Origin of the sequence: Enterococcus sp. DIV0840 (assembly GCF_050527835.1) — a bacterium.
Taxonomy (GTDB): Bacteria; Bacillota; Bacilli; order Lactobacillales; family Enterococcaceae; genus Enterococcus_L; species Enterococcus_L ureasiticus.
This window is the reverse complement of record NZ_CP172876.1, coordinates 544,687-571,108: the sequence shown is the minus strand read 5'-3', so window position 1 is coordinate 571,108 and position 26,422 is coordinate 544,687. Positions and strand designations below refer to the sequence as shown.

23 protein-coding genes are annotated in these 26,422 nt (G+C 35.9%); 2 read left to right on the top strand and 21 right to left on the bottom strand.

Features of this window, described 5'->3' with window-relative positions; all coding sequences use genetic code 11:
- Positions 1-58 precede the first annotated feature (58 nt).
- The 15 genes from IGL98_RS02820 to IGL98_RS02750 all read right to left on the bottom strand — a co-directional run bounded on the left by IGL98_RS02820 (position 59) and on the right by IGL98_RS02750 (position 19,017).
- Positions 59-847, bottom strand: a complete 789-nt coding sequence (locus tag IGL98_RS02820; RefSeq protein WP_206911579.1) for an LssY C-terminal domain-containing protein — start codon at positions 845-847, stop codon at positions 59-61.
- A 26-nt stretch (positions 848-873) separates the two neighbouring features.
- A complete protein-coding gene (locus IGL98_RS02815) occupies positions 874-1,083 on the bottom strand; it encodes a hypothetical protein (RefSeq protein WP_206911578.1) in 210 nt (69 codons plus the stop codon).
- Positions 1,084-1,327: 244 nt separating this feature from the next.
- Positions 1,328-1,903, bottom strand: a complete 576-nt coding sequence (locus IGL98_RS02810; protein WP_206846107.1) for a LysM peptidoglycan-binding domain-containing protein — start codon at positions 1,901-1,903, stop codon at positions 1,328-1,330.
- Between the two features lie 436 nt (positions 1,904-2,339).
- Positions 2,340-3,575 (bottom strand): hypothetical protein, encoded by a 1,236-nt coding sequence (locus tag IGL98_RS02805; protein ID WP_206846109.1) that lies wholly within the window; start codon positions 3,573-3,575, stop codon positions 2,340-2,342.
- A 24-nt stretch (positions 3,576-3,599) separates the two neighbouring features.
- Positions 3,600-5,384 (bottom strand): glucosaminidase domain-containing protein, encoded by a 1,785-nt coding sequence (locus tag IGL98_RS02800; RefSeq protein WP_206911577.1) that lies wholly within the window; start codon positions 5,382-5,384, stop codon positions 3,600-3,602.
- A 17-nt stretch (positions 5,385-5,401) separates the two neighbouring features.
- Positions 5,402-6,520, bottom strand: coding sequence for a hypothetical protein (locus tag IGL98_RS02795; protein ID WP_206911576.1), 1,119 nt, complete (start codon positions 6,518-6,520; stop codon positions 5,402-5,404).
- 1,092 nt (positions 6,521-7,612) lie between these two features.
- Entirely contained in the window at positions 7,613-9,565 is a 1,953-nt protein-coding gene (locus tag IGL98_RS02790) for a heavy metal translocating P-type ATPase (protein WP_206846129.1), read from the bottom strand.
- A gap of 181 nt (positions 9,566-9,746) precedes the next feature.
- Positions 9,747-11,387 carry a peptide ABC transporter substrate-binding protein gene (locus IGL98_RS02785; protein ID WP_206846132.1) on the bottom strand — a complete coding sequence of 547 codons (1,641 nt, stop codon included), beginning with the start codon at positions 11,385-11,387 and terminating at the stop codon, positions 9,747-9,749.
- Positions 11,388-11,420: 33 nt separating this feature from the next.
- Positions 11,421-11,798: an OsmC family protein gene (locus IGL98_RS02780; RefSeq protein WP_206911575.1), complete on the bottom strand. Its 378-nt coding sequence runs from the start codon at positions 11,796-11,798 to the stop codon at positions 11,421-11,423.
- A 177-nt stretch (positions 11,799-11,975) separates the two neighbouring features.
- Positions 11,976-13,292 (bottom strand): metallophosphoesterase, encoded by a 1,317-nt coding sequence (locus tag IGL98_RS02775; protein ID WP_206911574.1) that lies wholly within the window; start codon positions 13,290-13,292, stop codon positions 11,976-11,978.
- Between the two features lie 117 nt (positions 13,293-13,409).
- Positions 13,410-14,834: a 6-phospho-beta-glucosidase gene (locus IGL98_RS02770; protein ID WP_206846139.1), complete on the bottom strand. Its 1,425-nt coding sequence runs from the start codon at positions 14,832-14,834 to the stop codon at positions 13,410-13,412.
- Positions 14,831-16,711: a beta-glucoside-specific PTS transporter subunit IIABC gene (locus IGL98_RS02765; RefSeq protein WP_206846143.1), complete on the bottom strand. Its 1,881-nt coding sequence runs from the start codon at positions 16,709-16,711 to the stop codon at positions 14,831-14,833. Before IGL98_RS02765 ends, IGL98_RS02770 begins: the two co-directional genes overlap by 4 nt.
- Positions 16,712-16,819: 108 nt before the next feature.
- The gene (gene licT / locus IGL98_RS02760; protein WP_069645874.1) at positions 16,820-17,656 is read right to left on the bottom strand and encodes a BglG family transcription antiterminator LicT; all 837 of its coding nucleotides are present in this window, start codon (positions 17,654-17,656) and stop codon (positions 16,820-16,822) included.
- 186 nt (positions 17,657-17,842) lie between these two features.
- On the bottom strand, positions 17,843-18,175 hold the full coding sequence (locus IGL98_RS02755; protein WP_206911573.1) for a thioredoxin family protein: 333 nt from the start codon (positions 18,173-18,175) through the stop codon (positions 17,843-17,845).
- Between the two features lie 74 nt (positions 18,176-18,249).
- Positions 18,250-19,017 carry a MerR family transcriptional regulator gene (locus tag IGL98_RS02750; protein WP_206846147.1) on the bottom strand — a complete coding sequence of 256 codons (768 nt, stop codon included), beginning with the start codon at positions 19,015-19,017 and terminating at the stop codon, positions 18,250-18,252.
- A gap of 98 nt (positions 19,018-19,115) precedes the next feature.
- Here IGL98_RS02750 and IGL98_RS02745 point away from each other — a divergent pair, with 98 nt between their 5' ends.
- Together IGL98_RS02745 and IGL98_RS02740 are read left to right on the top strand one after the other, a co-directional pair.
- Positions 19,116-20,858 carry an ABC transporter ATP-binding protein gene (locus IGL98_RS02745; RefSeq protein WP_206846149.1) on the top strand — a complete coding sequence of 581 codons (1,743 nt, stop codon included), beginning with the start codon at positions 19,116-19,118 and terminating at the stop codon, positions 20,856-20,858.
- Positions 20,858-22,633 carry an ABC transporter ATP-binding protein gene (locus tag IGL98_RS02740; RefSeq protein WP_206911572.1) on the top strand — a complete coding sequence of 592 codons (1,776 nt, stop codon included), beginning with the start codon at positions 20,858-20,860 and terminating at the stop codon, positions 22,631-22,633. The genes IGL98_RS02745 and IGL98_RS02740 overlap by 1 nt, the downstream gene beginning before the upstream one ends.
- A 190-nt stretch (positions 22,634-22,823) precedes the next feature.
- Here the strand turns inward: IGL98_RS02740 and IGL98_RS02735 are convergent, their stop codons facing one another.
- From IGL98_RS02735 to IGL98_RS02710, 6 genes are all read right to left on the bottom strand, one after another.
- Entirely contained in the window at positions 22,824-22,925 is a 102-nt protein-coding gene (locus IGL98_RS02735; RefSeq protein WP_242590074.1) for a putative holin-like toxin, read from the bottom strand.
- A gap of 129 nt (positions 22,926-23,054) precedes the next feature.
- On the bottom strand, positions 23,055-23,297 hold the full coding sequence (locus IGL98_RS02730; RefSeq protein WP_139125629.1) for a hypothetical protein: 243 nt from the start codon (positions 23,295-23,297) through the stop codon (positions 23,055-23,057).
- A gap of 79 nt (positions 23,298-23,376) precedes the next feature.
- Complete coding sequence (locus tag IGL98_RS02725) at positions 23,377-23,832, bottom strand: DUF1292 domain-containing protein (protein WP_206846153.1); 456 nt, start codon at positions 23,830-23,832, stop codon at positions 23,377-23,379.
- Positions 23,833-24,367: 535 nt separating this feature from the next.
- Positions 24,368-24,820, bottom strand: coding sequence for a hypothetical protein (locus tag IGL98_RS02720; RefSeq protein ID WP_206911571.1), 453 nt, complete (start codon positions 24,818-24,820; stop codon positions 24,368-24,370).
- Between the two features lie 32 nt (positions 24,821-24,852).
- Positions 24,853-25,266, bottom strand: a complete 414-nt coding sequence (locus IGL98_RS02715) for a hypothetical protein (RefSeq protein WP_206846158.1) — start codon at positions 25,264-25,266, stop codon at positions 24,853-24,855.
- 18 nt (positions 25,267-25,284) lie between these two features.
- Positions 25,285-26,421 (bottom strand): hypothetical protein, encoded by a 1,137-nt coding sequence (locus IGL98_RS02710; RefSeq protein WP_206911570.1) that lies wholly within the window; start codon positions 26,419-26,421, stop codon positions 25,285-25,287.
- Position 26,422: the final 1 nt, after the last annotated feature.

The window sequence follows — 26,422 nt, the reverse complement described above, 5'->3', positions numbered from 1 at the left end:
AGAAACAGCAAAAAAAACGGAAGAAAAGTAAAATCATCTCTTCTTCCGTTTTTTGTTATTAGTCCATTTTAATAAAAGGCAATGCACCGTCAGTAAAAATTTCGTCACCACCGCCGTTACGACCATGATAACTCGTTGTAAAGTGTTCCACTACTTCAATTGAAACTGGTTTATTCGATTGTTTGAATGTTTCCAGCACAAAATCCCGTTCTTGATCAACATCTGAATTGATTTTATGTGTGACTTGCCCTGTAAAAAACGAAAATCCAACTTTTTTATCATAAGTTGCAGCCCCTAACCAATCTGCTTCTCTTCCTCCAGGCAAATACCAGTTATCAGGCGTTTTCCAAAAGCGGACGTGATGTCTTCTTCTTGGATTATTTTCAATTTCTTTTTCAAATGCCAGATCCTGTTTCTTATTAAATAAAAATAAGGAACTGACCGGTGCGCTAGGATAAGATTTTCCAAATACACTTGCCGTGACCATGTGCAAACTAGAACGTAATGACAAGGGTTCAGCTTTTCTCCAGCCAGAGCTCAAAAAAAGTTGTTCCAATTCAGCTTCTGATCCTGTAAAAGCTAGATTGATAGGATCACCAAGCAACCCATCACTAGTTCTGGAACGACCGATAAAATAATCTGGCAGATAGCGACCCGTCATTAATTTATTGATAAAAGGAAGCATCAAATAAGAGCTAAACAGCCATAAAAAAATGTAAAGAAAGATATGGATTTTCCTTGTTAAAATTTCTGAGAATAATGACTTATAAACTAAATAACCTAAAATAACGATAAAAATAAATCGAAATAATCTAAAAACACTGTTCAAAAATGTTTGCTTTTTCATTTAAACCCTCCCTCTTAAAATAGCTATTATTCTTTTTCCTCCGGATTATACGGAACATTTTGACTATAATTATCCAATTCCCCTTCGAACACATCATTAACAAAATTACTATAAGAGCCTACACCCATCGTTCCTAGATCAGCGCTTGTTTCTGTCATATTATTCATGATTTTTTCCTGATATTCTGCAGCGGTGATCACTGCTCCTGTTTTGAGGTTTTTATAAAATTCAGGCATTTTTCTACATCCTTTCTTGAATAGAGTCCATTTAATTAAATTATACTCACTTCTCAGATAATGTCGCCTAATATCATTTTAATTGTTAAATAAAAAAGTGACTGAGACATAACTCTTAGAGTCATATCTCAGTCACTTTGAATCTGGGTAAAGGATAGAAGGTAGTCATTTTTTCAGAAATGTACTTCGATCCTAACCTACCCTTTTAAAAATCTATTGGATATTAATATTTGGTTTATTTTGCTTAATACCAGCCATTAGCCATCCAGAATGCTTGTGCTGCTTCCCATGAACCATAACGTCCTGCCACATAGCTATCTGCTACACTTTCTTGATTGGCTTCAGAATAATCTCCATTTAGGTAAGAAGCATCTAATTGATATCTACCGATATATTTACCATTAGTTGCACTATATGAACCGCTAGATTCTTTTTGTGCGATCCATTCTTTTGCAGAAGAGGTAGTCGCAGCAGTTGTTGATGCAGCTGGTGCTTCTTCTACAACTGGTGTTGCTGGTGCTTGCGTTTCCTGTACAGGAACTGTCGCTTGTTGTTGGGCTGGTGCTGGTGCCGCTTCTTCAGCAGTACGGATCGTTAACTGTTCTCCTTCAAAGATCATATTTATATTAGAAATATTATTATCTTTTGCAATTAGATTGATCAAGCTATTGTCTCCATTAAATTGGTGAGAGATAGTAGATAATGTATCACCAGATTTTACTGTATATAAGCTATCAGCGTGCGCGTCAGTCGTTCCCATAAAAATTCCAAATCCTGCAGTCAATGTTGTTGCTAATAAAATCGTTTTAAGTGATTTCATGTTGTTTCTCCTTTGTAAAAAATATTTTCGTCGTTTGTTTATCGACTTTGCATACTTTAACATCTAAAAATATTTCATAGGTGAACATATAGTGACAATTCGTTACGAGTGTTTTCGTTGCGTAACAGTCTGTAAAAAACAAGCAGTGAAACACCTGTTCGCACTGGATTTATGTTTGATTTTAATAATGGAAAAAAACATGATTTTTTCTGAAATTTTCAATCATTCAAATTAATAACAAGTGTAATGTTACAAAAATCTAGAATTGTTACAGATTTTCTACCTAATTTTTCATTGAATAATGTACTTTTCTAGGAGTTTCTATGTATTTTCAAAGGAAAAACTCCAACACTCTGAGCTGTTTTACCCTATTTATCGACACAAAAAAACAGAAACACGTCTAGTTTCCTAGTGTTTCTGTTGTCTTCATTAATGATTATGCATCGAGTTCTCTTTGTTCAATCACTGATTCTAATAGTCTGTTTTCAGTTTGAATGATATCAAAAAAGGCACTGATTTTCTCTAATTGTTCATAATCAATTTGATATAATTTTACTCTAGGTTTCAAAAACAGTAACCCAGGGCGAATTTTAACTCGTTCATTAATTAAATGACATTGCTCCATCATTGATCGTAAATCCATTTCTGAGACACTATTTTTAATATTCTCAATACGCGCTCGTTCATAGGTCCATTGATCTTTCGTTACTGTCATTTTTTCAGTGGTTGTTACTAATTGCCGATTCAATCGCCATGATTGTTCAATAAACTTCGCTTTTTTATACAAATCATCATACTGGATTAAATCAATACGCACAGGTTTATACCAGTCTTCTTCGTCAATTGACGTTTTCTGATGCTTCTTGAACCGTTTTAAGCCACTAACGAGTAAGCTGTTTTCTATGGCGAGCAGCTCGTGCTCCAATTTTTCTTTTGCTACCCGCACACGTTCCTTTGACGCTTTCTCTCGTTTTAAACTTTCTTTTAAGAAAAGGACTTCGCTTTCTTCTGAGCGAGCAATATCCAATATCTCAATTTCATCTTTTGGCTCGATTTCAAGTCTTTCCTCATCTTCAGGCTCTTCTTCATCTAAAAATGAGCGAGTAAAATCTGCTTTTTTTTCAACATTTTCTTCTATAGATACTTCTACTGGAAAACTTAGTGTTTCACCAGAAAAAGGTCCATTTTCTTCTTCTTGAAAAATAGAAAGAAGTTTTGCTTCTAGAATACTACTGACAGACTCGCCTTTTGAATAGCCCATCTGTTCCAAGCTAGCTGAAACGATAAATTGAATCGGCTCCTCTTCTTCCTCAGAACTAAAAGAAACAGGAATCAATTCACAGAAATATGTACTAAAAATACCATCGACTTCTTCGACTAGTTTGGTCCAAACAAATTGTGGGAAAAGCTCTTCTAATTCTTCCAATAAAACATCCCAATTTAATTGAGCCTGAAAAAACTGAATTTCCACATGCTTTTTGATAGGCGAAGAAATAACTTTTCGGGAAATTTCATCATTCTCCCGAAAAGTAAGGAAATCTCCTGTTGAGCGTTCATAGAGTGTTTCACACGCCTCAACGATTTCTTCAGTGTTATCTTTTTGGTAGAGAACGGTTCCCAGTGTGAATGGGATTGCTTGTTGATGAAAAAATACATCGAAATAATCATTCATTAAACCGTTCTCCTTTCTTGTTTTTTATGATTGAAGATCATAAACTGGCGCTAAGATAAGCTGCTGTCCTTCAGTTAAGAAGTATTGATCTAAGTCGTTCCACTCTTTTAACGACCAAACTGAAATACCAGTCTTTTTAGAAATACTTGCTAAAGTATCTCCTTTTTTCACTTCATATGTTTCTTTTGTCTTCTTACGAGTTGCACTTACTTGATAATCTTTTGACGCTGTTTTATTAGTCGTTTCTTTTGCTGTTTTTGATTCTTTTTTAGTTGATGATGTTGTTTTTATTTCTTTTTTAGCGTTTGTTTGACTGGTTTCTTGACCATTAAAAGCATTCGATAATTTTTGAACCATGTCCAATGAGCGATCTACTGCATCTTCTTTTGCTACAGTCGTCACTTTGTCTTCTTGTTTAGGAACACTCAATTTTTGACCAATGAACAACATACGTCGATCTAATTGATTTTTCTCTAGAATTGCTAGTGTAGAAATATTATACAGATCACTGATTGATTTAAGTGATTCACCTTTTTTCACGACGTGTGTACGGTATTCGATAGTTGCATCTTTTTGATCTTCTTTCTTCTCTAACTTATCAAAAGAAGTATTCAACGTAATTTTTTTAGCTTTTTTAGTTTTCTTTTTGTCTTTTAGCGTATCATATTGCGTTAAGTCATAGGCATCGATCAAGCCATTCAATTTTGAATTATAGCTAGTATCAGTTGCATAACGTCCAGTTAAAAACTTCGTCGCATCTTTATATGATTTGGTATTATTTTTCCATGTGCCGCTATAAAATCCACTGCTAGCATCGGTACCACCTCGAAGAAGCTTCACATAATCGCCTAAAGATTCTTTATAAGAGGGATACTTTCTAAAATTAGAGCGAATCGTAAACATACCGCCAGAGCCATTATCTTCACTGGTCAAGAAATTCGCACTTGACCCTTCATAACTACCTTTGATACCAAATAAATTATAATTTGGCGCAGAAGCTAATGCACTATTTCCAGAAGCACTTTCCAAAATTGCCTGAGCAATCATTACTGACGCATATAAATTGTTCTCACCAGCAATTGAGCGGGCGTCTTCACCAATTACTTTGACAAAACTTTTAGTTGTCAGATTAGGACTGATATGGAATACCTGATCTGATCCGCTAGCTGAACTTCCACTGGTATTGTTCCCGGTAACCGTTCCAACTGTAGAACCAGTACTTGGTTGCGGAGTTGTTACACTCGGTTGTTGTTGGATTGGTCCTTGAACCGGCGGTGTTGGTCTGCTTGGTGCTGGTTTCGGTTTAGTTGGTTTTGGCTTTGGTTTTGGTTTAGGCTTAGGTTTTGGTTTAGGTTTTGACGGAGTTGTTGTTGAACTCGTCGTACTTGAGTCAGTACTGCTACTTGTTGTGCTTGTCGTTGTTCCAGTTGTTGACGTATTTGTTGTTGACGTATTCGTATCAGATGTACTTGTTGGCTCTGTTGTATCTTGTGTAGAACTAGTTTCATCTGATGAACTGGATGACTCACTACTTGTTTCTTCGGTCAAATCATCGGTTGAAGAAGTTGTACTATTTTCGATAGAGGAACTAGATTCTATACCTTCTACTGTACTTTCTGTTGCTTCATGTTCATTAGTTGAAGATAAAATTGCTACACTCTCTTGTTCTTCGGAACCTGAGGTTGCTTGATTATCAATTTCTTTAGCAACAATTGGTTGAACATCGGTAACAGAAAGGACAGCACTTGAAGTAAGTAACCCTACACTTAATAATCGTAACTTTTTACTGTTTAGATTTCTTTTTTTCATTTTGTGTCCTCTCTTGATTATTGATATGGATCGTCTTTCACCAAGTTGATGATTTGGTTGAATGCTTGCTCTGATTCTTCTTTAACATCCTTGATGCGTTTGTAATAGTTTTGGTATTCTTGTTCTGCACGTTCTAAGCGTTTTAACACACCAGCTTTTTTCTTTGTTTCTTCATTGATAAGCTGTGCACGTTGATTTGCTTGGTTGATGATTTCTTTTGCTTGTCTCTTCGCATCCAATAACACTTCGCCAATGTCTTCTTTAGACAATTGTTGATCGACATCGATCGTTTTTTGAGCAAGTTGGCGTTTTGTCATTTCTAACTCTTGACGAACTTTTGCTAATTCTTCATAGGCACCTGTATCTGTTGGTGTATCTGATGCCATGATCACGATACGATCTTCTGAAAGTTTTTCGATTTCTTCTTGTTTCGCTAAAAGTTCTTGTTCGTACTGTCTAATTTTATTCGCAAAGCGTTCTGCTTTTTTACGGTTTAAGTCAGTTTCATCGATTTGACGATTACTTTCACGTAGTAAGCTATTATATTTACTTTTTACTTGTTCAAGCTCTGCCATACCAGCATCGTAATCTTTTGGTACAGCTTGTACCATTGATAATTCGTTTTCTAATGATTCACTTGTTTGACGTGCAGCCTCTACTTCGTTTTGTAATTGAGAGTTTTCTCTCTTACTCTTACGTAACTCTGTTTTTAGCTCTCGAAGTTCGCTTTGAAGTTGTTCAATTTCTTCTTGAAGTTCTTCTAATTCTTCATCATCGATCACTTCGTTGACTGGTGGTCTCTTTTTCTTTGGTTTTGGCTTTCTAGGTGCTGGAGCCTGCTTTTTCTTTTTCAGTGTGAATAACGAGCGAGATTCTTCTTCATCGTCATAATCATCATCGTCATCGTCTTCATCGTCGTCATCATAATCTTCATCATCATCGTACTCATCGTCGTCTTCGTCATCATCATCGTCGTAGTCTTCATCATCGTCATCATAATCTTCATCATCGTCGTAGTCTTCGTCGTCATAATCTTCATCATCATCGTACTCATCGTCGTCGTAATCTTCGTCATCATATTCATCGTAATCGTCATATTTTTTTCTTTTTTTACCTTTGCCAAAAATTTTTAGCATATGCTCACTTCCTTCTACAAAAATGGGGCTACTTCTTTATCATTGATTATTTCTAAACGGGCTACTTTAATACGTAAGTAAATTATGTGATTGTCTATATATGTAACTATAGTGACAAGTGCAGTAATCTTTTTATTGTAAAATAATCAACTTCACTTCTAAGTGTGGTTTTCAGTAACTGTTACTCCATCTCACTTCGCCAACCTTATTCATCCATCAGCTATTATATGTTTGATAAAAAACGATACTCAAAAACCTCCAAAAACGTGCCTACCTCTTTCTATTTTATCAGATAAAGCTCAAACAAACAAACTGAATTAACGATTTATTTCCCTTTTTGGGAACCTAAAATTACTCTCTAGCTTATTTTCAAAAAATATACATTCGAAAAAAAAACAAATGCGTGTTTTTTTATTATATATACCAGAAAAAACTATTAATAATTTTTGATTTTCCGTATACAATACAAGTATTTATATAAATTATACATATAAATACTCATACGAACTAAATCATCTACCTTTCTTTCCCAAAAGCAATAATATCCTTTATTAACCTACGTTTCTATACCTTTTTCCAGAACTATGGTTCATACAAAAAAAGGTATATTTTCTAAAAAAACAAGAAACTATACCTCTGCAAAATATTTTTTCTAATTCAAAACCAATTTTGTTCTTTTTTTTACATTTCAAACCATTTATATATTTGTTATTATTTTAATCACCAATAGACAATCCTATTAAAAAAAAAATTCAGCATTCACTATTTTTTCACATAAAATCCCCGATTTATTCACAATTTACAACTGTATTTTCTAATCAAACTATACTATGAAGCGTTTTAATAATCAATTACTGGTTTTGGATATCGGTAGAATTGATTATTTTGTCGTTTACTATCATTTTACAATCACAATAAGTCTATCAAGTACAAAAAATGATTGTGGGACAAACCTAAAATTCAGTTTTGTTTCACGCTCTAAATCCGAATAAACGGAGAGACAAAAGCAGTTTCTTCGGAAATAACGCTTTTGTCTCAGCCTTACATAAAATCTGAATAAAAAATGGACGGTGAATCATGTCCTTCATTCTTCTATTCTTTCGACGGAATCAACAAACGTAATCCGTTCAAAATAACTAGCAACGTACTTCCTTCGTGTACAATGACACCCATTGTGATGTCCATTTTTCCTAGAATATTTAAGGTGATCAATAAAAATACGATAAACATTGAGAAGATGATATTTTGCCAAACAACTCGATCTAGACGTTTAGATATTTTATATGCATAGCTGAATTTTGTTAAATCATTTTTCATCAATACAACATCCGCTACATCTATTGCGATATCTGTACCGTTTCCCATTGCTACACCAATATCTGCTGTTACTAATGCAGGAGCATCGTTGACACCATCACCTAGCATTGCGACATTGCCGAAACGTACTTGTTGTTCTTTGATAATCGCTGCTTTATTTTCTGGTAAGACATTCCCGACAACTTCGTCGATCCCAATTTGACGACCGACTGCTTGTCCTGTTAATTCCGCATCTCCGGTGATCATTGTCGTGTGGATACCTTGTGATTTCAGATAGCTGATCACGTTTTTTGCATTTTCATTTGGTACATCCATCATCGCAATCAAACCGATCACTTCATTATTTTTCGCAAAATAAACAACGGTTTTACCTTCTTTTGCATATTGTTCATTATGAGCGTTGATTTGATTATTAACTAGATCAAAAATTTCTGGTTTACCGATTTGATAAGTGTCACCCTGGTATTCTGTCACTAATCCTTTCCCAATTTCATTTTCAACCGTTAACGTCAAATCCGCTGTTGCTTTAAATCGATCTAAGATTGCATTGGCTAAAGGATGGTTTGCTGTTTTTTCCATGGCAACAATTAAATCGATACATGTTTGCTCTGTTAATTGATCTGTATCTGTTAAAAAGTAAAAGTCAGTAACGGATGGTTTGCCTTTCGTCAATGTTCCAGTTTTATCAAAGGCGACTGATTTGATCGTTGCCAAGTTGGCTAGATAAGAACCACCTTTAAATAAAACACCCCTTTTAGCTAAATTGGAAATTCCTGATAACGTTGCTGGAACAGCACTAGCTGCCAACGCACATGGTGATGCAGAAATCAAAAATACCATGCCGCGATAAAAACTTTCATCCCATGACCAATTAAATAAAAATGGACCAGCCACAATAAAAATCGGAACTACAATCAAGACGATCGTCACATAACAGGGCGCTAGTTTTTGAATCTTAGTAGCCGTTTTGGACAAGTTTGACTGCGACTGATTGACCAATTGAAGTATTTTGGCAAAGACTGTATCATTGCTGTCTTTTGTAACTTCCATTGTAAATGTACCACTGCCGTTTATAGTACTACCAAATACTTCGTCACCAACTGTTTTTTCTCTAGGGATACTTTCACCATTGATAGACGATTCATCGATTGAAGTCCTTCCCGATAGAATAATGCCATCTGTCGCGATTTGGTCACCATTTAATACTTGTAATTTGTCGCCGATCTTTAGAGTTGCCACGTCGACTGTCTTCACGCTGCCATCAGCTTGGATCAGGCGAGCTTCTGTTGGGTTCATTTTAAGTAGATTGGTAATTTCTCTTTTACTGCGGCCTTCTGCATACTCTTCAAGAAAATGAGCTGCTGCAAAAATGATAATCAGCAATGCTCCTTCTTCATAATTTCCGATGATCGTTGCACCAAATGCGGCTAAGGTCATCAAAATATGGACATTCGGTACAAACTTTCTTTGCTCTTTTGATTCACTGATCGTATCTTCAATACCCTCTATAATGATGTGATAACCAGATAGTAACATTGCACTGACAAAGAGAATATTCTGTAATAAAGAGCCTTCATTAATGAAGAATGCCCCAATAAAGATAGCTAATCCTGTAAAAAATAAAATAACTGGGGATTTCCCATGGCTATGATCGTGTCCATGACTACTGTCATGGTCATGTCCTTTTTCATTTGAGCAATTGTGATTGTGTGCTTTTGTTGTTTCCATTTTACTCTTCCTCCTTTTTGGTTGTTTTCTGAAAAAATACATCGTATTTCTTTCAAATGAATATCCGTTCATATATCATAAATTCATAATACATGAATAACAATTCATGTGTCAAGTGAAAACTAATTCTTTTTCCACAAAAAAATAGAGCAAGGTTTTTACACTTTGCTCTAGCTTCTAATTATTTGGTTTCTTCTACTTGAATATATTTAAAGCTATATGGCGAACCAAAACTATGTTTGACTACCCCACTGATATTTTTCTTTTGCAGTAATGCTGTTTGTTGTTGATAAATCGGTGCGATCGTATAATTTTCTGCTAATAGAAGATGTTCTGCTTGTAATAGATCTGACCATCTTTTTTCTTCATCCGCTGCATCCGTATCAGATGCAGCTTGAATCAAATGATCATATGCTGGATTTTTGTAATTGACGTGGTTTAACCCTGAATTAGAGGCAAACATATCTAAAAATGTGATTGCATCTTTAAAATCGGGCATCCATTGACCAAAAGCAATGTCATAATCCCCAGATAAATAACGTTCCTGCACATTATTACTTGGTAATGTGGTGATTTCAAATTTGATACATGGCAATACTTCAGCGATTTGACTAGCCAAATATTCCGCTGTTTTTTTCTCTGTATCTGTATCTTTAGTTAGATAAACTAATGTGATATTTTCTTTATTCAACTCTTCTTTCGCTTGTGTATACGCTTTTTGTGCTGCAGCTTTATCGAATATTTGCTGAACGCCACTTTCTTTCCGGAAATCTTCGTTTGTTTTTGGATTTTGAACAAAGTTCTCTGGAACGAATCCTGTTGCTGCAATAGAACCGTCTCCTAAGACATTTTTCACGAAGGTTTCTCGATCGATTGCTAAAGAGATTGCTTTACGTAAGTTAAGATTTGCCAACGGTTTGCCTTGACCTTGATTAAACCGTAGATACCCCATTTTTGTGTCATTTTGATTTTGAAAATCAGGATCATTTTTATATTGTTTAGAAAATTCTCCATCTAACACAACTCGATCTAACTCATCCGTTTGATATAAATTAACTGCTGTGCTTGTTGATTTTACGACAGTGGTTTGAATTTCATCGACTGTCACATTCTTCTTATCCCAATACTCTGGATTTTTGACGTATTTCCAAGTATCAGAATTTTGTTCCCAATCTTCTAGAACAAAGGGGCCATTATAAATAGTTGTTTTATCAGAAGTTCCATAGTCACTCCCTTGTTTTTCAGCAAACGCTTGATTGATTGGGAAAAACGTTTCAAACGTCAGTAAAGAAGTAAAGTAAGGAATTGGTTTGATCAGATGGATCACTAATGTATGCTCATCGGGCGCTTCTATCCCAAGTTGGTCTGGTTTCATTTGCCCCTGATAAATAGCATCTGCATTTTTGATAGAAGAAACGAATAGACTCGCATAGGACGGTGCCGTTTCTGGTGTAACTGCTCGTCTCCAAGCGTATAAAAAGTCCTTAGCTGTAACAGGATCGCCATTTGACCATTTTGCATCTTCTCTTAGAGAAATCGTATATGTTTGCTTGTCTTCGCTGATTTCTGGTAATTCTTTGGCTACAGCTGGAATTGCTTCATCTTTTTCATTTAATTGGTAAAGCCCTTCAAGGACTTGATTTTGAGCATTGAAACTAGTGAAATCTTCTTCCTGCGTTGTATCAAGAGTGAGCAGTTCTGCTGGTTCGGTAAAGTGAACAACTGCTTTTTTCGATTCATTCGATTCTGTTTTTCCAGCCGAATTACAACCTGTCACAAAAACTAAGAGTGAAAGTGTACTAATTACAAAAAACTTCTTCATTCTATTCCTCCTTATGGAACAATTGATGCTAAACTAAACAAAAATCAGGTTTTCAACAACTGCTATTTGTGGGTCTAGCGATTGCATGACTGGACAGTTCTTTCCAATCAGTTTAAGTGCTCGCTCAGCTTTCCCCTGTTCATCTTCTGCAATATGGATTGAAAAAGTAATCACGACGCGACTTAAAGGTTTCGCTTGTTTAGTTTCTGCTCGTTCATAAGAGATATCGACCTTTTCAATCGTAAAATCGATATTAGAATTGGTTAATATTTTTTCATAAACATAGGCTCCGCAGGCACCGATGGATGCAACTAACAGTTCAACTGGCGAAAACCCGATATCCTTTTTTAATACCCAGTTGCCACTTTGGTGTACCAATTCAAATCCCTTTTCACCTGAAATCAATTCCATGATTTTCGCTCCTCTGCTTCATTTATCGTTTATTTTTATAGCGTTTTCTTTATCTTATTATGATAGTACAAAACGCTTGAAACTGATAATAGTTTATTCGCAGGTATGATAACTAAAAGCTATCAATAAAAAACTTCCCTCATTCATCTGAAATTCGGGAAGTTTGAAAGGAATATATTAGTCAAAATTCTGTTTCAATCGATTATCTTCTTGATTTTTATCTTGGATGATCGAATCGATGTATTCTTTTAAAAATTTGCTATGTTCAGTAATGATTTGATACCCAGCTTCTGCTTTGATTTTTTCTACTTCTTTTTCTGTAATAAAATCATTCCCAGAGAAAAAGCGATAATTGACCTGTCCCACAAATTCAGCTGCCGTATCTAATTTTTGGCTATCTGTTAATCCAGCATCGATCAACTGAGAATAGCCTAGTCTTTTTCCATCTTCAATAAAAAGTTCTTTGATGTATTGAGGATAATTTTCTATTTCAGAAACGGAATGCGTATTTTCTTGTTTTTGATAGTCAAATGAATTTCCATTTAGTTTGACTACACCATAAGCTTGAGGTGCAATCGAAAAGGAACTGGATACAATTTCAGTTAGCGGTTGATCCTTTATCGTTTCAGTCATGATATCTTGAGCATGGATATGGCCAGAAAAAACAATCGGTACTTGATATTCTGCCAATACTTGCTTGAATTCGTCTGCATTGTTGAGAACAAAGCCGCTTGATAATAGTTTGTTATGAGCATAAATATTGTGATGCACGAAAACCAGCGTTTTTTTCTTTTCTTGTTTTGCTTTTTCTAGTTGCTTTTTGACCCATTTCATTGTTTTCCCGCGAATCGTACCACCAGTTGTGGGGCTTGTTTGAGGCTGATTATCTTCTGGATATATATTGGAATCAAGGAACAGAAAATTATATTTTTGATTGACTGCCACTGAGTAACTTAATGAATTTTTATCGTAGTTCGTGGCATTTTGATACCCAAAGTCAGCAAATATTTCTTTAAAATCAGCGATTGAAATCGCCTCTGTTTTTTCCTGTTTATCCCCAACAAATTTTCTAGCCCAGCCGTCATTGACATCGTGATTTCCTGGAATGACAAAAACATTGATTCCTTTGTTTGTTAATTGTTTGAGTAACTCAGCTAGCTTTTCAGCACTGACTTTTTCCCCATTTAACGTTAAATCTCCTGTAATGATCAGCATATCTGGTTTTTGTTTAATGGCTTTGTTGATAAAAGACTGCCAGCTTTCTTTTTGATAATCCAGCTCTTTTCCTGCTGCTGTTTCTTTGATTTTTTTGAATGCGATCCCTGAATCCGTTAAACTTTTATCGATATAATGCGGATCACTGATTACCCAAAATTCAATGGCTTCTTTTTTGAATAATGCCTCTTCTTTCTCTTCTTGATTCTGATTAAAATAAATGATTGCCCCTACTATTACTACTATACTAAGTAAAATAAATCCGATCTTTTTTTTCATTCATTAATTCCCCATTCTCTATCTATCCACTCTATTTTATGCTTTTTTACAAAAAAAAGCTCTCACTGTATTTATTTTACTACAATACAGTGAGAGAAACTTCTATAATAATGTAGTTTAGATTTCTGCTCCATTCGTTTGGATCAAATGTTTGTACCACTCAAACGAATCTTTTTTAATGCGTTTTAGTGAACCATTCCCTTGATTGTCACGATCTACATAAATAAACCCGTAGCGCTTACGCATTTCTCCAGTGGTAAATGAAATTGGATCGATACAGCCCCAAACCGTGTAGCCTAAAACATCTACACCATCTAGCTCAATTGCTTTTTTCATTTCTTTGATATGTTGGCTAAGAAAATCGATTCTTTCTGTATCGTGTACTTTATCTTCTATTAAAGTATCCGCATAACCAAAACCGTTTTCTACAATAAAGATCGGGCGCTCATAACGATTACTTAAAAGATTTAGATAGTGACGTAATCCAGCCGGATCAATCGACCAACCCCATTCCGTCATACTGACATAAGGATTTTCAACAAGAGAGCTGTCTCCAAGCAAATCATCTTCCAAACGAACCGCTTCTGGTCGTGTTGAAATCGTATTGCTTAAATAGTAGCTGATACCAATGTAATCTACGGTTCCAGCTTTTAATGTCTGTAAATCTGCATCCGTAATATCCAGTTCATAGCCGTTTCTTTCCCATTCTTTAATTGACCACCGTGGATAATTTCCTCTTACTTGGACATCCGTAAAAAATAATTGCTTTTCATCTTCTTGCTGAGCCGCGATAATATCATTAGGGTCACTCGTCAGCGGATAGTTTGGTGTTGCCGCCAGCATACAACCGATTTGAAAATTAGGATTGATTTTTTTCCCTTCAGCAACTGTAATTGCCCCCGCCACAAATTGATAATGTGCTGCTTGATACATCGTTTTTAATTTATCTTCGCCTTCATGATAAAGAATACCTGAGTTGGTAAAAGAATAGATTGGATTTTCCAAAATGCGTTGATTATTGATTTCATTAAAGGTCATCCAGTATTTTACTTCGTCTTTATAACGCTCCATCACGGTCACTGCAAATTTAGTGAAAAATCCGATCAGTTCACGACTACGCCAACCGCCATAGTGTTTAACCAAATGATAGGGCATCTCAAAGTGTGACAACGTAATAACAGGCTCAATGCCATGTTTCAATAATTCATCAAATAAATCGTCATAAAACGCTAGTCCAGCTTCATTCGGTTCTTTTTCATCACCATTTGGAAAAATTCTCGTCCAGGCAATACTCGTTCTTAGACATTTAAAGCCCATCTCAGCAAACAATTGGATATCTTCCTGGTAATGACCATAAAAATCGATTGCTTCATGGTTAGGGTAAAATTTTCCTTCTATAATACCATCTGTAATTTCTCTAGCGTGATCTTTTGAACCAGAGGTCATTACATCTGCAATACTCACGCCTTTACCACCTTGATTAAAACCGCCTTCGACTTGATGAGCAGCTACTGCACCGCCCCATAAGAAATCGTTTCTCATTTATCCGTTTCCTCCTTACTTGAGCCTACAACAAATAGTTTTGTTGCGGGAGTTACTGACTCAGTGGTATTGATAATGTTCATCGTTTCCATACTTTGACCATCTGTTAAAATCACTGGTGATGTCATTGCGTAGCCTTTTTGTTCGATTTTTTCACGATCAAATACTAGTAACGTTTGCCCACGTTTGATCGTATCACCCATTTCAACTTTTGTTTCAAAGTGTTCGCCATTTAAATTGACTGTGTTGATTCCGATATGGATCAATAATTCACTGCCTCCATTTGATTTTAACCCAATCGCATGTTTTGACGGGAAAATCGCTACGACGGTTCCATCGAATGGAGCAACTACTTTATTGTCAGTCGGAATAATGGCTACTCCTTTTCCAGCAATTTCACTCGAAAATACATCATCATCTACTTCTTTCAATGGAATCACAGTTCCTTCAAGTGGTGCATAAACCGTCGTTTCATTCATTACTTGTTCGCTCAACGGTTCTTCTTGAAAATCTTCTTCCCCTTGATCTGTTTCTGGTAAGAAATCTGCCATTTCATCTTCTTTGACACCGAAGAAATACGTCAATACTGCACCTGCGATCAAAGCGGCACCCACTCCGATGAAATAACCAACTTTAGGTGTATAAACTGGAATAGAGAAAATATTATGGAACACATAAGCATTCATCGTAACACCTGTCACACCACATATTGCACCACCAATGGCACCAGAAATTGCTACGATTGGCAATAAACGTTTGTATCTTAAAATCAGCCCATAAACGATTGGTTCTGTTACCCCTGCAAATAAACCAGTCAACGCTAACGGTCCAGCTAAAGCTTTCATTTTAGAATGTTTTTTCGATTTCAAATAAAAACCGATTGCGATCCCAATTTGTGCAAAAACAGCTGCAACAGCCATTCCTTCAATGGGATCACCACCCATAACAGTCAAGTTTTCAAGCGTAATTGGTGAAAAGCCCCAATGCAGACCAAACATGACCATGAATGGCATTCCGCCGCCTAATACGATTCCTGAAAGCAGCGCACTTTTACCGATCAACCACATAACACCTTGTGATAATGCATCACCGATCACTGTTCCAAAAGGACCAAAAAGTAAGGCTGTCAACGGAACCATGATCATCAAACTAAACATCGGCACTGCAAATAATTGCAGGTCTCTAAATATAATTTTCCGTAAAAGTTTATCCACAAATGAGTAGATAAAAATTGCTACAAAAATCGGGAAAATAGTTGTTGCATAATCAACAACATTTAAATTGATTCCTAGAAAATCAAGTTTCTCCTGACCAATCATTCCAGTAAATGACGGTTCCAGTAACGCTGCACCGATTACGCCACCTACATACATATTGCCGCCAATTTTTTTAGTCAACGTGATTCCTAGAAAAACAGGTAAGAAGTAAAAGATTGCATTACTCGCAGCACTCAATACCATGTAAGTGGAACTAGTATCCGCTAAGAGTTTCATTTCAACTAAAATCGTTAATACAGCTTTGATCATTCCAGAACCTGCCATTGCTGGAATCAATGGTGAAAAGGCACCAGAGATCACTTCAAACACATAATTGAAACTTAGTTTTTTTTCAGTCTTAGGTGCATCTTCATTTAAGTCAGCCAACGATTGGATCGCCGCATAATAATCTGGTACTTTACTACCGATCACTACTTGATACTGTCCACCACTATTGACTACAGACATTACATACGGTAGTTTTTCCAAAGCTTCTTTATCCGCTTTTTTTGTATTCTTCAAACTGAATCTTAAACGCGTCGCACAGTGAACTAAACTATTGATGTTCGACTTGCCGCCGACAAGTTCGATGATTTTTTTACTTTCTTCTTCATAACGCATGATGATAATTCCTCTCTTTGATTCATTTTTTTATAAAAAAAGTGACCTAAGAAACACTTATAAACTAAGTGTTTTTCTTAGGTCACGCCTGCTTAACCAGTAACGATCCTATTGATTGCTTGATAAGCGATTTAAGTGAAGTGTTAAGTACATCAATTCATCATTGGAAATTTTCCAATCGTATTGTTGTTCCAAAAATGTTTTGATTTTGACTGCACACTGATAATCTTGTTCATATTTGACAGCGATCAGATTGATCAAGGATGAATCCTCATTTGATGAGACTTCTTTGTCCAACTGCCTTTTGACAAAGTAACGAATATGGGTAATGAAACGAGTAAAATCATAAGACGTTTCATCATACTCTTTCCCATAATGGTACTTAATAATATCGATAATGCTTTGAATGATTTTGGTTGTCAACATTGTTTCGTTCATATTGCTAGTTGAGTTGTAGGCATTTACAAAATGAAGGGTAATAAAGGCTGCTTCCTGGTCTGGAATCTCAATACCTGTTTTCTCTCGCATCATCTGAACGGCTTTTAATGCAAACGCATATTCTTTTGTGTAAATCTGTTTGATGTCCCACTCCAATGGTGAGCGCATTTGCAACCCTTCTGCTGCTCGATTTAAGACAAAACCGATATGATCGGACAATGTCAGCAAAATAGAATCATCAATAGACTGTTCTAATTCTGCTTCGCCTAATTGAATAATATCACTGGCCAGTTCAATATCTTCAATATCGATTCGTGCAAGCAGGTTGTCTAAGTTATTAACGGAATTGTTACCTTCAAGAACAAATCTTTTTTCAATCAGGGCTGAATCGATCACGTCACCTTCACGCTTGTTGAAGCCGACGCCTTTGCCCATAATGATTTCTTCGATATTGTCATCATTTAAAACCAAAGAAACATTATTATTAAAAACTTTCAGTATTTTCATTGAAATTATCTCCTGTTCTTGACTTGAAAAACGAAAAAAGACCTGACCATATCAAACATCACCAAAAAAAGTAATGTGAGAGGTCACGCCTGCTTAACCAGTAACGATCCGTTGACCAAAGTATACAACGTCTTATTTTCTTTGTCAATAGTACGCTTACATTTTGATAACAGATACCCTAACACATTATATTTGGCTCTCTTTAAACGAATACACTTGCTCAATCGAATTAGCTAATTTTTTAAACTGAACAAATTTCCCTTCACGAAGATACTCTTTTCCATCGACAAAAAAAAGTAAGGTCGGTGCTGAGAAAATCAAATATTCAGCTGAAATTGCTTTGACTTTATCTGCTTCCACTTCTCTTAATTTTATTTTAGGATAGTGTTTTAATAGTTCGGTCAATTTAGGTCTAAGCGCGTGACACACAGAGCAATTTTCTTGTGAGACATATAAAAAAACAAGATGATTTTCGTTGATAAAGGTCACTACATCCTGAATTGTTTGTAATTTTTCCATTGGTTGATCACCCTTTTTTTGATTGGCTAAATCATAGCATCTTCTCAGTAAGATTACGATATTTATGCCCAATATTACTTATTTACTTCGATCCACGCTTTGTAATAATCTCGGTAAAACCCTTCTTGGTCCTCCGCAGTCATGATATAACGCCCAATCATTGTCCCTGTCTGATAGCCTTGTTTCTCCAATTTTTCTTTTATTGACAGGAAATTATTTTCTGAAGGATCATCTGACTTGATTGTCAGCAGAAATTGTTTATATGAATATTTTGGTTGCTCTATTTGTTGCCAAATCGTGGCTTCTTCTACAAATTCTTTTGTATTTACGGCAAAACCGTAGATGATTTCTTTTTCATTTTTAGGATCAATGTAAACCACTAGACTAGAAGGATTGTCAATATACGTCTGTAATTCATTGGGATCTTTTAAATCAATCGGAATAATTCGTTCTACATCTAATGGCTCATCAAGAAATTCTTTTTCTTTCAACTCGATCAAGCTCAATAATTGGTCTTTTCTGTGTTTGATTCCTCGTTGCTTTTTCTCAAGTTCAGCTAACTCTGCAGCAACTCTCGTTTCTGTTTCATCTAATATAGTCCATAATTCCTCTGGCGATTTTCGATAAAGGTTCGTCATTTTATTGATGGGAATATCAAGCTTACGGTAAAAATCAATATCACTGATTGTTAGAATATCCTCCATATCGAACATCCGATAACCATTATGTCTATTTCTAGAGGATGTCAGTAAATTCATATCATCCCAATAACGAATCTTTGACTTGGGTAATTTCATGATTTCAGCCACTTGTCCTACCGTCAATAATTTCTCTTTTTCCATAAGCTCACCTCTTATTTTAATTATAAACAAAAACCGTTGACATTCAAGTGACTTGAAGGTGTAGAATTCCCTTTGAGTCTTTAAAAGGAGGAATTTACATGAAAATCATTCAGTTTTTCATTAAAAAGAATAGGACACTTATTTTTACTACAGTGATTTGCTTATGTTTACAAATTATCGGGACACTTGGTGTACCGTTACTCGTTGCTCAATTGATCGATGTGGGGATTGCGAGCGGCGACGAGCAATCGATCAAAATAATTGGAATTAAAATGCTCGCAATGGCTTTATTTGGTGCGCTCTCAGCCATTGCTGGAAGTTATCTATCAGCTAAAGTAGCAGCGAAATTTGGTTTAGAAACACGGGAGATGTTTTTCAACAAGCTTCAAACATTTTCTATTAAAGATGCAGACAATTTTGGAACTGGTTCGCTATTGACACGAATGACAAATGACGTTGACAATATTCAACAAATGATCGTGTTGTTTCTACAGCTAATTTTACCAGCTCCGATCATTGCCATATTCTCACTTTATATGACCTTCACTTACTCAGCGACATTAGCTTTAGTTCCACTGATCGCAATTACAGCTTTTGGATCGATCGTTTATATCTTAATGAAAAAAGGGACACCACTTTCCTTATTGATCCAACCTAAAATGGACAAGATCATCGTGACTTTACGAGAGTTTTTTACTGGGATCAATATGATTCGGGCTTTTAATAATCAAGATTATGAAGAAGAACGAACAAATAAAACATTTTCAGACTATGCGAATGGCATGATTCGAGTAAATAGTATTTTTGCTTTTATTACGCCGGTTGCCTTCTTGCTTATGGGGATCGTTTTCTCTTCTATTCTATGGTTTGGCGGAAATTTAGTTGCGCTTGGGACTTTGCAAATTGGTACTGTTTCAGCCGTCGTGGAATATTCTTTACTAACGCTCGCTTACTTGATGATTGCAGCAATGGTTTTAGTTATGTTGCCTAGATCCCTTGCTTCAGTAAAAAGAATCGAAGAAATTTTGAATACGCAAGACCAAATTCTTGATACTGATCAACCAGTTTTACTTGAAAAATCAAGTTCACAAGACGCTTTGATCGAGTTAAATCACGTGACATTCAGTTATGATCAAGCAGATGAACCCGTTTTAGAGGACATCCATTTCAGTATTCCAAAAGGAAAAACAACCGCTATCGTTGGCGGAACAGGATCTGGTAAAAGTACGGTTGCTAAATTGTTATTACGACTTAGCGATGTCTCAGATGGTGCGATATTATTTGATGACGTGGATATTCGAAATGTTACGCAAGAAGAATTACGTTCTAAAATCAGTTACGTTCCTCAAAAAGCCTTTCTATTTAGTGGAACCATCAAGAGCAATTTATTGATGGGCTATCCTGAAGCAACGAAAGCAGATATGGATCGAGCGGCTGAAATTTCTCAACTTGCATCCTACCTTGCTACCTTAGAAGATGGCTATGATTCATTTGTGGCTCAAGGTGGAACGAACTTCTCTGGTGGTCAAAGACAACGTTTGTGTATCGCTCGAGCGTTGATCAAACCTGCCGATATTTATATCTTTGACGATAGCTTTTCAGCGCTTGATTATCAAACCGATGCCGCATTAAGACTCGCTTTAAAAGAAGAAATGGCAGATAAAACATTGCTGATTGTTGCGCAAAGATTAAGCACGATCCAACAAGCTGATAACATTATTGTCCTAGATGAAGGAAAAATCGTAGGTCAAGGAACTCACAATCAACTCTTACAAAGTAATAAAACATACCAAGAGTTTGCCCGCTCACAAGGGATTATCAAGGAAGGAGCGCTAGTCTGATGGAAAAATTAAATAAACAAACATTAAAACGATTCTTTCAATTGATTCGACCTGAACGCCCGATATTTTTCGGTTTGATTTTATGTAGTTTGATCGGTAATGCCTTAGTCATTGCCATGCCTTTCATCATGGGTATCGCCATCGATGATTTGCTTACACTAATCAAAACTCATGGAGTCGGTCATATTACCTTCCCAATGGTGCAAGAAGCTTTATTGACACCTGTTTTGATCCTGATCGTATTTTCGATCATCAGTAGTTTAATGTCATACACCCAAGAACGTGTGATGGCTTCTTTAAGCGAACGGATAACATTAAGAGTCAGAAAAGAAGTCACGAAAAAGTTCAAATCATTACCAATGGCCTTTTTTGACCAACACCAAGTTGGGGATATTTTAAGCCGAACAACAACTAGTTTAAATCAATTGTCACAAGTTTTCCTAACTGGGATCAATCAATTCTTCACATCGATCTCAACGATCGTCTTTGCTGGGATCATGTTATTCTACATTGATGTAAAATTGACATTGATCGTAGTTTTACTGATTGCAGGAAGTTCATTCTTAACAGGAAAAATTGCGAATAAAAATAAGAAACTAGCCGAAGTAAGTCAGGCCGAACTCGGGATTTTAAATAACAAAACAGAAGAGTTTTTATCTGGTAATTTAGTGACAAAAACATTCAATCAACAAGCTCATGCGAAAGATGTTATTGCACAAACGAATCAAAAGCATTACAAAGCCTTTCTAAGTGCACAATTTATGAACTTTGCGATTTATCCAGCGATTCGTTTGATCAATCAATTGGCTTTTATCGTCAGTGCAATCATTGGTGCGTTCTTAGTTTTACAAGGTGGTATCACGATTGGGTTGCTTCAAGCTTATCTACAATATATCAATCAAGTGTCTGAACCAATTTCTACCGCTTCTTACGTCATTAACTCGATTCAAGCAGCGTTGGCAGCTGTTGATCGGATCTTTGAGATTTTAGATGCCGAAGATGATGTTCCAGAAAAAGCAAACTTACAAATCATCGATCAACCAACTGGCGCCATTGCTTTTGATAAGGTTCAGTTTGGTTATACAGAAGAAAAAATGTTGATGAAACAAGTTGATTTCACGGTTAAACCGAAACAAATGGTGGCAATCGTTGGACCAACTGGTGCAGGTAAAACAACGTTAGTGAACTTACTGATGCGTTTTTATGAATTAAATGGCGGTCGAATCACCTTTGACGGCGTGGATATCACAGATCTTTCAAGAACAAATCTACGTGCCATGTTTGGAATGGTTTTACAAAATACGTGGCTGTTTGAAGGAACGATTGCGGAGAATATCGCGTATGGACGAATGGACGCGACACGAGAAGAAGTCATTGAAGCTGCTAAAATCGCGCAATGTGACCACTTTATTCGTACATTGCCAAATGGTTATGATTCGATCATTTCCAGCGAAAACGGCTCATTGTCACAAGGACAGCAACAATTATTGACGATTGCCAGAATCCTATTGGCAAATCCTCCTGTAGTTATTTTGGATGAAGCGACGTCTAGTGTGGATACTCGAACCGAAGCTCATATTCAAAAAGCGATGGACGAAGTGACAAATAATCGAACAAGCTTTGTGATTGCACACCGGTTGTCTACGATTGAAAATGCTGATTTGATTTTAGTGATGAAAGATGGGGATATTGTGGAAAAAGGCAATCACCAAGAATTATTGGCGAAACCTTCGTTGTATGCATCGTTGTATAATAGTCAGTTTCAGCAAACTTAAGTAGAATTCTATGAGTTGGTTACTCTTTTTAAATGAGTAGCCAGCTTGTTTTTTATTGAAAAGTTTAGTGTAATATAGATGAAAAGAGGGATATGCGTTAACATATCCCTCTGGTATTGAGCTGTTTAAGACGGTAGCAAATCTTATATCATTTTGAAATGATCGCTAACTTGCCAAAGTTATTGAGCGGTCATTTCTTTTGGTCTTTAAGCAAAGCAACAATCAATTTGATCAAAGTAATGGTAAACATACCAAAGCTTAGACTCAACTTAATTGTCTCTAATGCAGACAAAAGGCTTTCTCCTTCCATAGATTTTAGTACTTACATTCATAAGCACCTCCACCTTTCAGAAGTAGCCACCATCATAACTTCTCTATAACAATTAGTATAACCTACTAATTGAACAGGCATTCCGTATTTTTAGATTTCTTTTCGAACTAAAACACAATATTCATTTTTAAAATTCGCTTCATAATCTCCTAGAATACGGATAATTTTTTGTTCTAATTTACTGATTCCAAGTTTTTCATACACTTTACGCTGTGATCTCCAATGAATCAGCCAAAAAAGAATACCGCCAGAAAACCAAACGAATTGATCTACTTCTGTTGGGCAGTGAGTGATTAATTCAGGTAGCCGTCCGACAATTTCACCAGTAAGCACATAATCCTCTTTTCTTTTTTTCAGATGGTTATACAGTGACTCCATATCGTTTAATTCTATTGTTTTTTCCTCCGTTTTTTTATTCTTGTGCTAGGTAGGTATCAAATACTTCATCAAGCAACTCCCATTCCTCATCTGTTTCTATATGCCTGAGACCATTGTCCATTCCTACCCCATCTTTACTACTAGTCGTTGAATAAGCCATGAACTCGCCTTCGTCGTTGTCCGTTTCTTGATAGATGTATAGATAATTTTTACCGAATTGCTTTTGAGCATCGATTTTTAATACGACTGTGCAAAGTTCTTCATTTCCATCATCATCAAATAGAAGGAACTTATCCGAGCTTTGCCCTACGAATGATTCGTAATATACAGTGTATTCAAATTTATCACTTTTGTATTTTGATTTGAGGTTGTTCTGGTTGTTGTATATATAGACAGTGAAAAGTAGTAGTATGGAAAAAATGAGTAGTGGGACTTTTTTCAATTTAGTTAGTTTTGATTTTGCGTCATTTAATATGTTTCTAAAATTCAACCTGTTTTCTCCAACTTTTATTATTTTCTTAATTATACTCTTTTGACTTCTTTAACATCTATTCTTTCATTCTAATTCTTTTTTATTCCTCACAAAAATGTGGATAGTGGTGAAAATCAGATTTCTTTATTGGTTGTTCAAGAACCGAACTCGTCTCTACTAATTTCTGCGTGCCTTGAATTATTTCAAACATACGATTCGTTAGTTCACTGGTATTTTTTCAACATTCGAACACATTTGTTGCTGTTTAACTAAGACTTGTTCACCCATTTTTTGGACAAGGGCTTTTTGACGTTTCCTTTCACGGTCAAGCTTTTGTTCGCTCATAAAAAAACTAAGTTATTGTTATCCAATAACTTAGTTACCATAATAAAGAATTATACCAAGTTCCAGGAATACCAACACTTTCACCAACCAAAAATACCAAAAGTAATTGATGTATCTCTAAATCAAACCAGAAACCTTAGCAAATCAAGATTTCTGGTCTGAGGTTATCATAAAATCATTTTACTTATTTAATATATTATCTGTTATTTTAATGTTCATCATTTGGTGGTGAAATACTAATATTCGATTTTAGATCGTCATCAGTTGGTGACTCTCCTGACTTAATTATAGAGCCATTTTTATCAAATATGAACCCGTCTTCTCCTGGAACTTCTACAGAAAAAATTTGATCTCCACTAGTAACTGTAAACGTATGATTTCCCATAGGACTTGTTTCTACAGACGTATAATCAAAACGTACTGAATCTTGTTCAGTTATAGCATATTCCTCACTTAATTTCTCTCGAATAAGTGTTTCCCATTCTTTTAGGGAACGTCCACCTGCTACAGTGATTGTCGTTCCAACAGATTTTTGTTCTTGTTCTGTTGTCTCGAGTGTCTTGTTTGTAAAATTATTTACTGGTTCAGTGCTATTTTGAGCACATCCACTGATTACTAGTACAGCTAGTAATGCCAATATGGCTATTTTTATGTTATTCATAGTTCAATCTAGACCTCTCTTTCACTAGCTCATTAGGTAACAGCTTCACACATTCCACTTGCTTCAAGAACACTATTTCTCATTACGGATACCTCATGAGAAAATGAAGTACCAGCTTGTCCTTTGACCATATCTGGAGCATTTTGAACGAAGGTTTCAACACTACTTCCTAGGTTGAACTGCTCCGTCTTTATTTTGTTTTGCATTTGAGCCGCTTCTTCTTTTAGAGGATTAAATACACTGACACATTTTGCTTGCAAGGCTATTTTCTGTAACCTTTTTTTCTCTAATTTTTGGTACTGTTCTAGTTGGATCTTATAAAGCGTAACTGTAGCTGAATTAGGTTCTTTCAACCCAGAATCAAATGTAATTTTCTGTTGTAAACTTGAGATCACATCACTATATGATTCTCCTCCAATAGTCGACCCGATACCTGGTAAATTCATTTTTTTCTCTCCTTAAAACTAGAATCTCGTTGCTATTTGTTCATCTGCAGCTTCTGCTTTAACAGCTGCCATGCGTAAACTATGGGCAAATTCACCTAAATTATCTCCAATTGACACCATTTTGTCCTTTAAGTCACTGATAACTTCTGGATTGTGGGCGTAGTATTGATCCCCTTTAGAATAAGGTGCGACCGATTTTAGAATATCTTGAATTTCGTGATCTTCTAATTCGGAGTAAGCTCCACCACTGGCTTCACTGCGGATGTGTTTTTGTAGAGCCATTATTTCTTCGCCTTCGTCCCATTCGTATTGTTCAATTGTTTTTTTGATCCCTAGTGCCGTACTTTTCATGTCATCGTATTGTGCAGCAGTTGCTCGAAGTAATGCGGGAGCGAATAGACGCATAATACTTCCATCCCCATTAAACATGTTCATGAAAGTATCAGTAGGGTGGCCGCCCAATGTTAATAAACTCATAATAAATGTTTCTAACTCTTTATTGCTTTTAGTGAGGACGCGCTTTCCAACTAAAGGCATACCAAATTGGTCAAAATTCCCAACACTATCATTCATATGCGTATAATTTGTAATTTTATCTGTGGCATGTCCTGCATCAACCCATTTTTTTGCTTTTTCACTCAATAATCGATAAATATTTGGAGCAGAAAAGACTGTAGCGTACTCTCCAAATTCAGCAGCAACATAAGAGGCTAAACCAGCACCTAAACTATGCCCTGTGTAATCAAACGTTGCATTTTTAAAACGTGGATCCTTTTTTAATTGTTCAGCAAAAGCCAATGCCGTATCGAATTGACTATTGACTTGAATTGGAACACGTATGGTTGTTCCGGGAACCTGTACATTTTGGTATTTATCTTTTTGACCCATGGTGACTTGTTGGAGATCTGCGCTTAGATCACCATCCATATCAGCAAGATTGGTTCCTTTATAAGAAATCGTGATATTGGACATATCAGGGGTCCCATTAACGATAGGCGCAACAGCAATCCCTTCTGCCCCATTTTTATCAGGATTATTTAAAATTTCCACTACTTCATATTTTTTATTATCTAATCCTTTAATTCTGTCCCCAATTTGTAACCCTTGATACGCTCCAGTAGTTATATCAAAAAAATCTTTATCTGTCTTACTCATT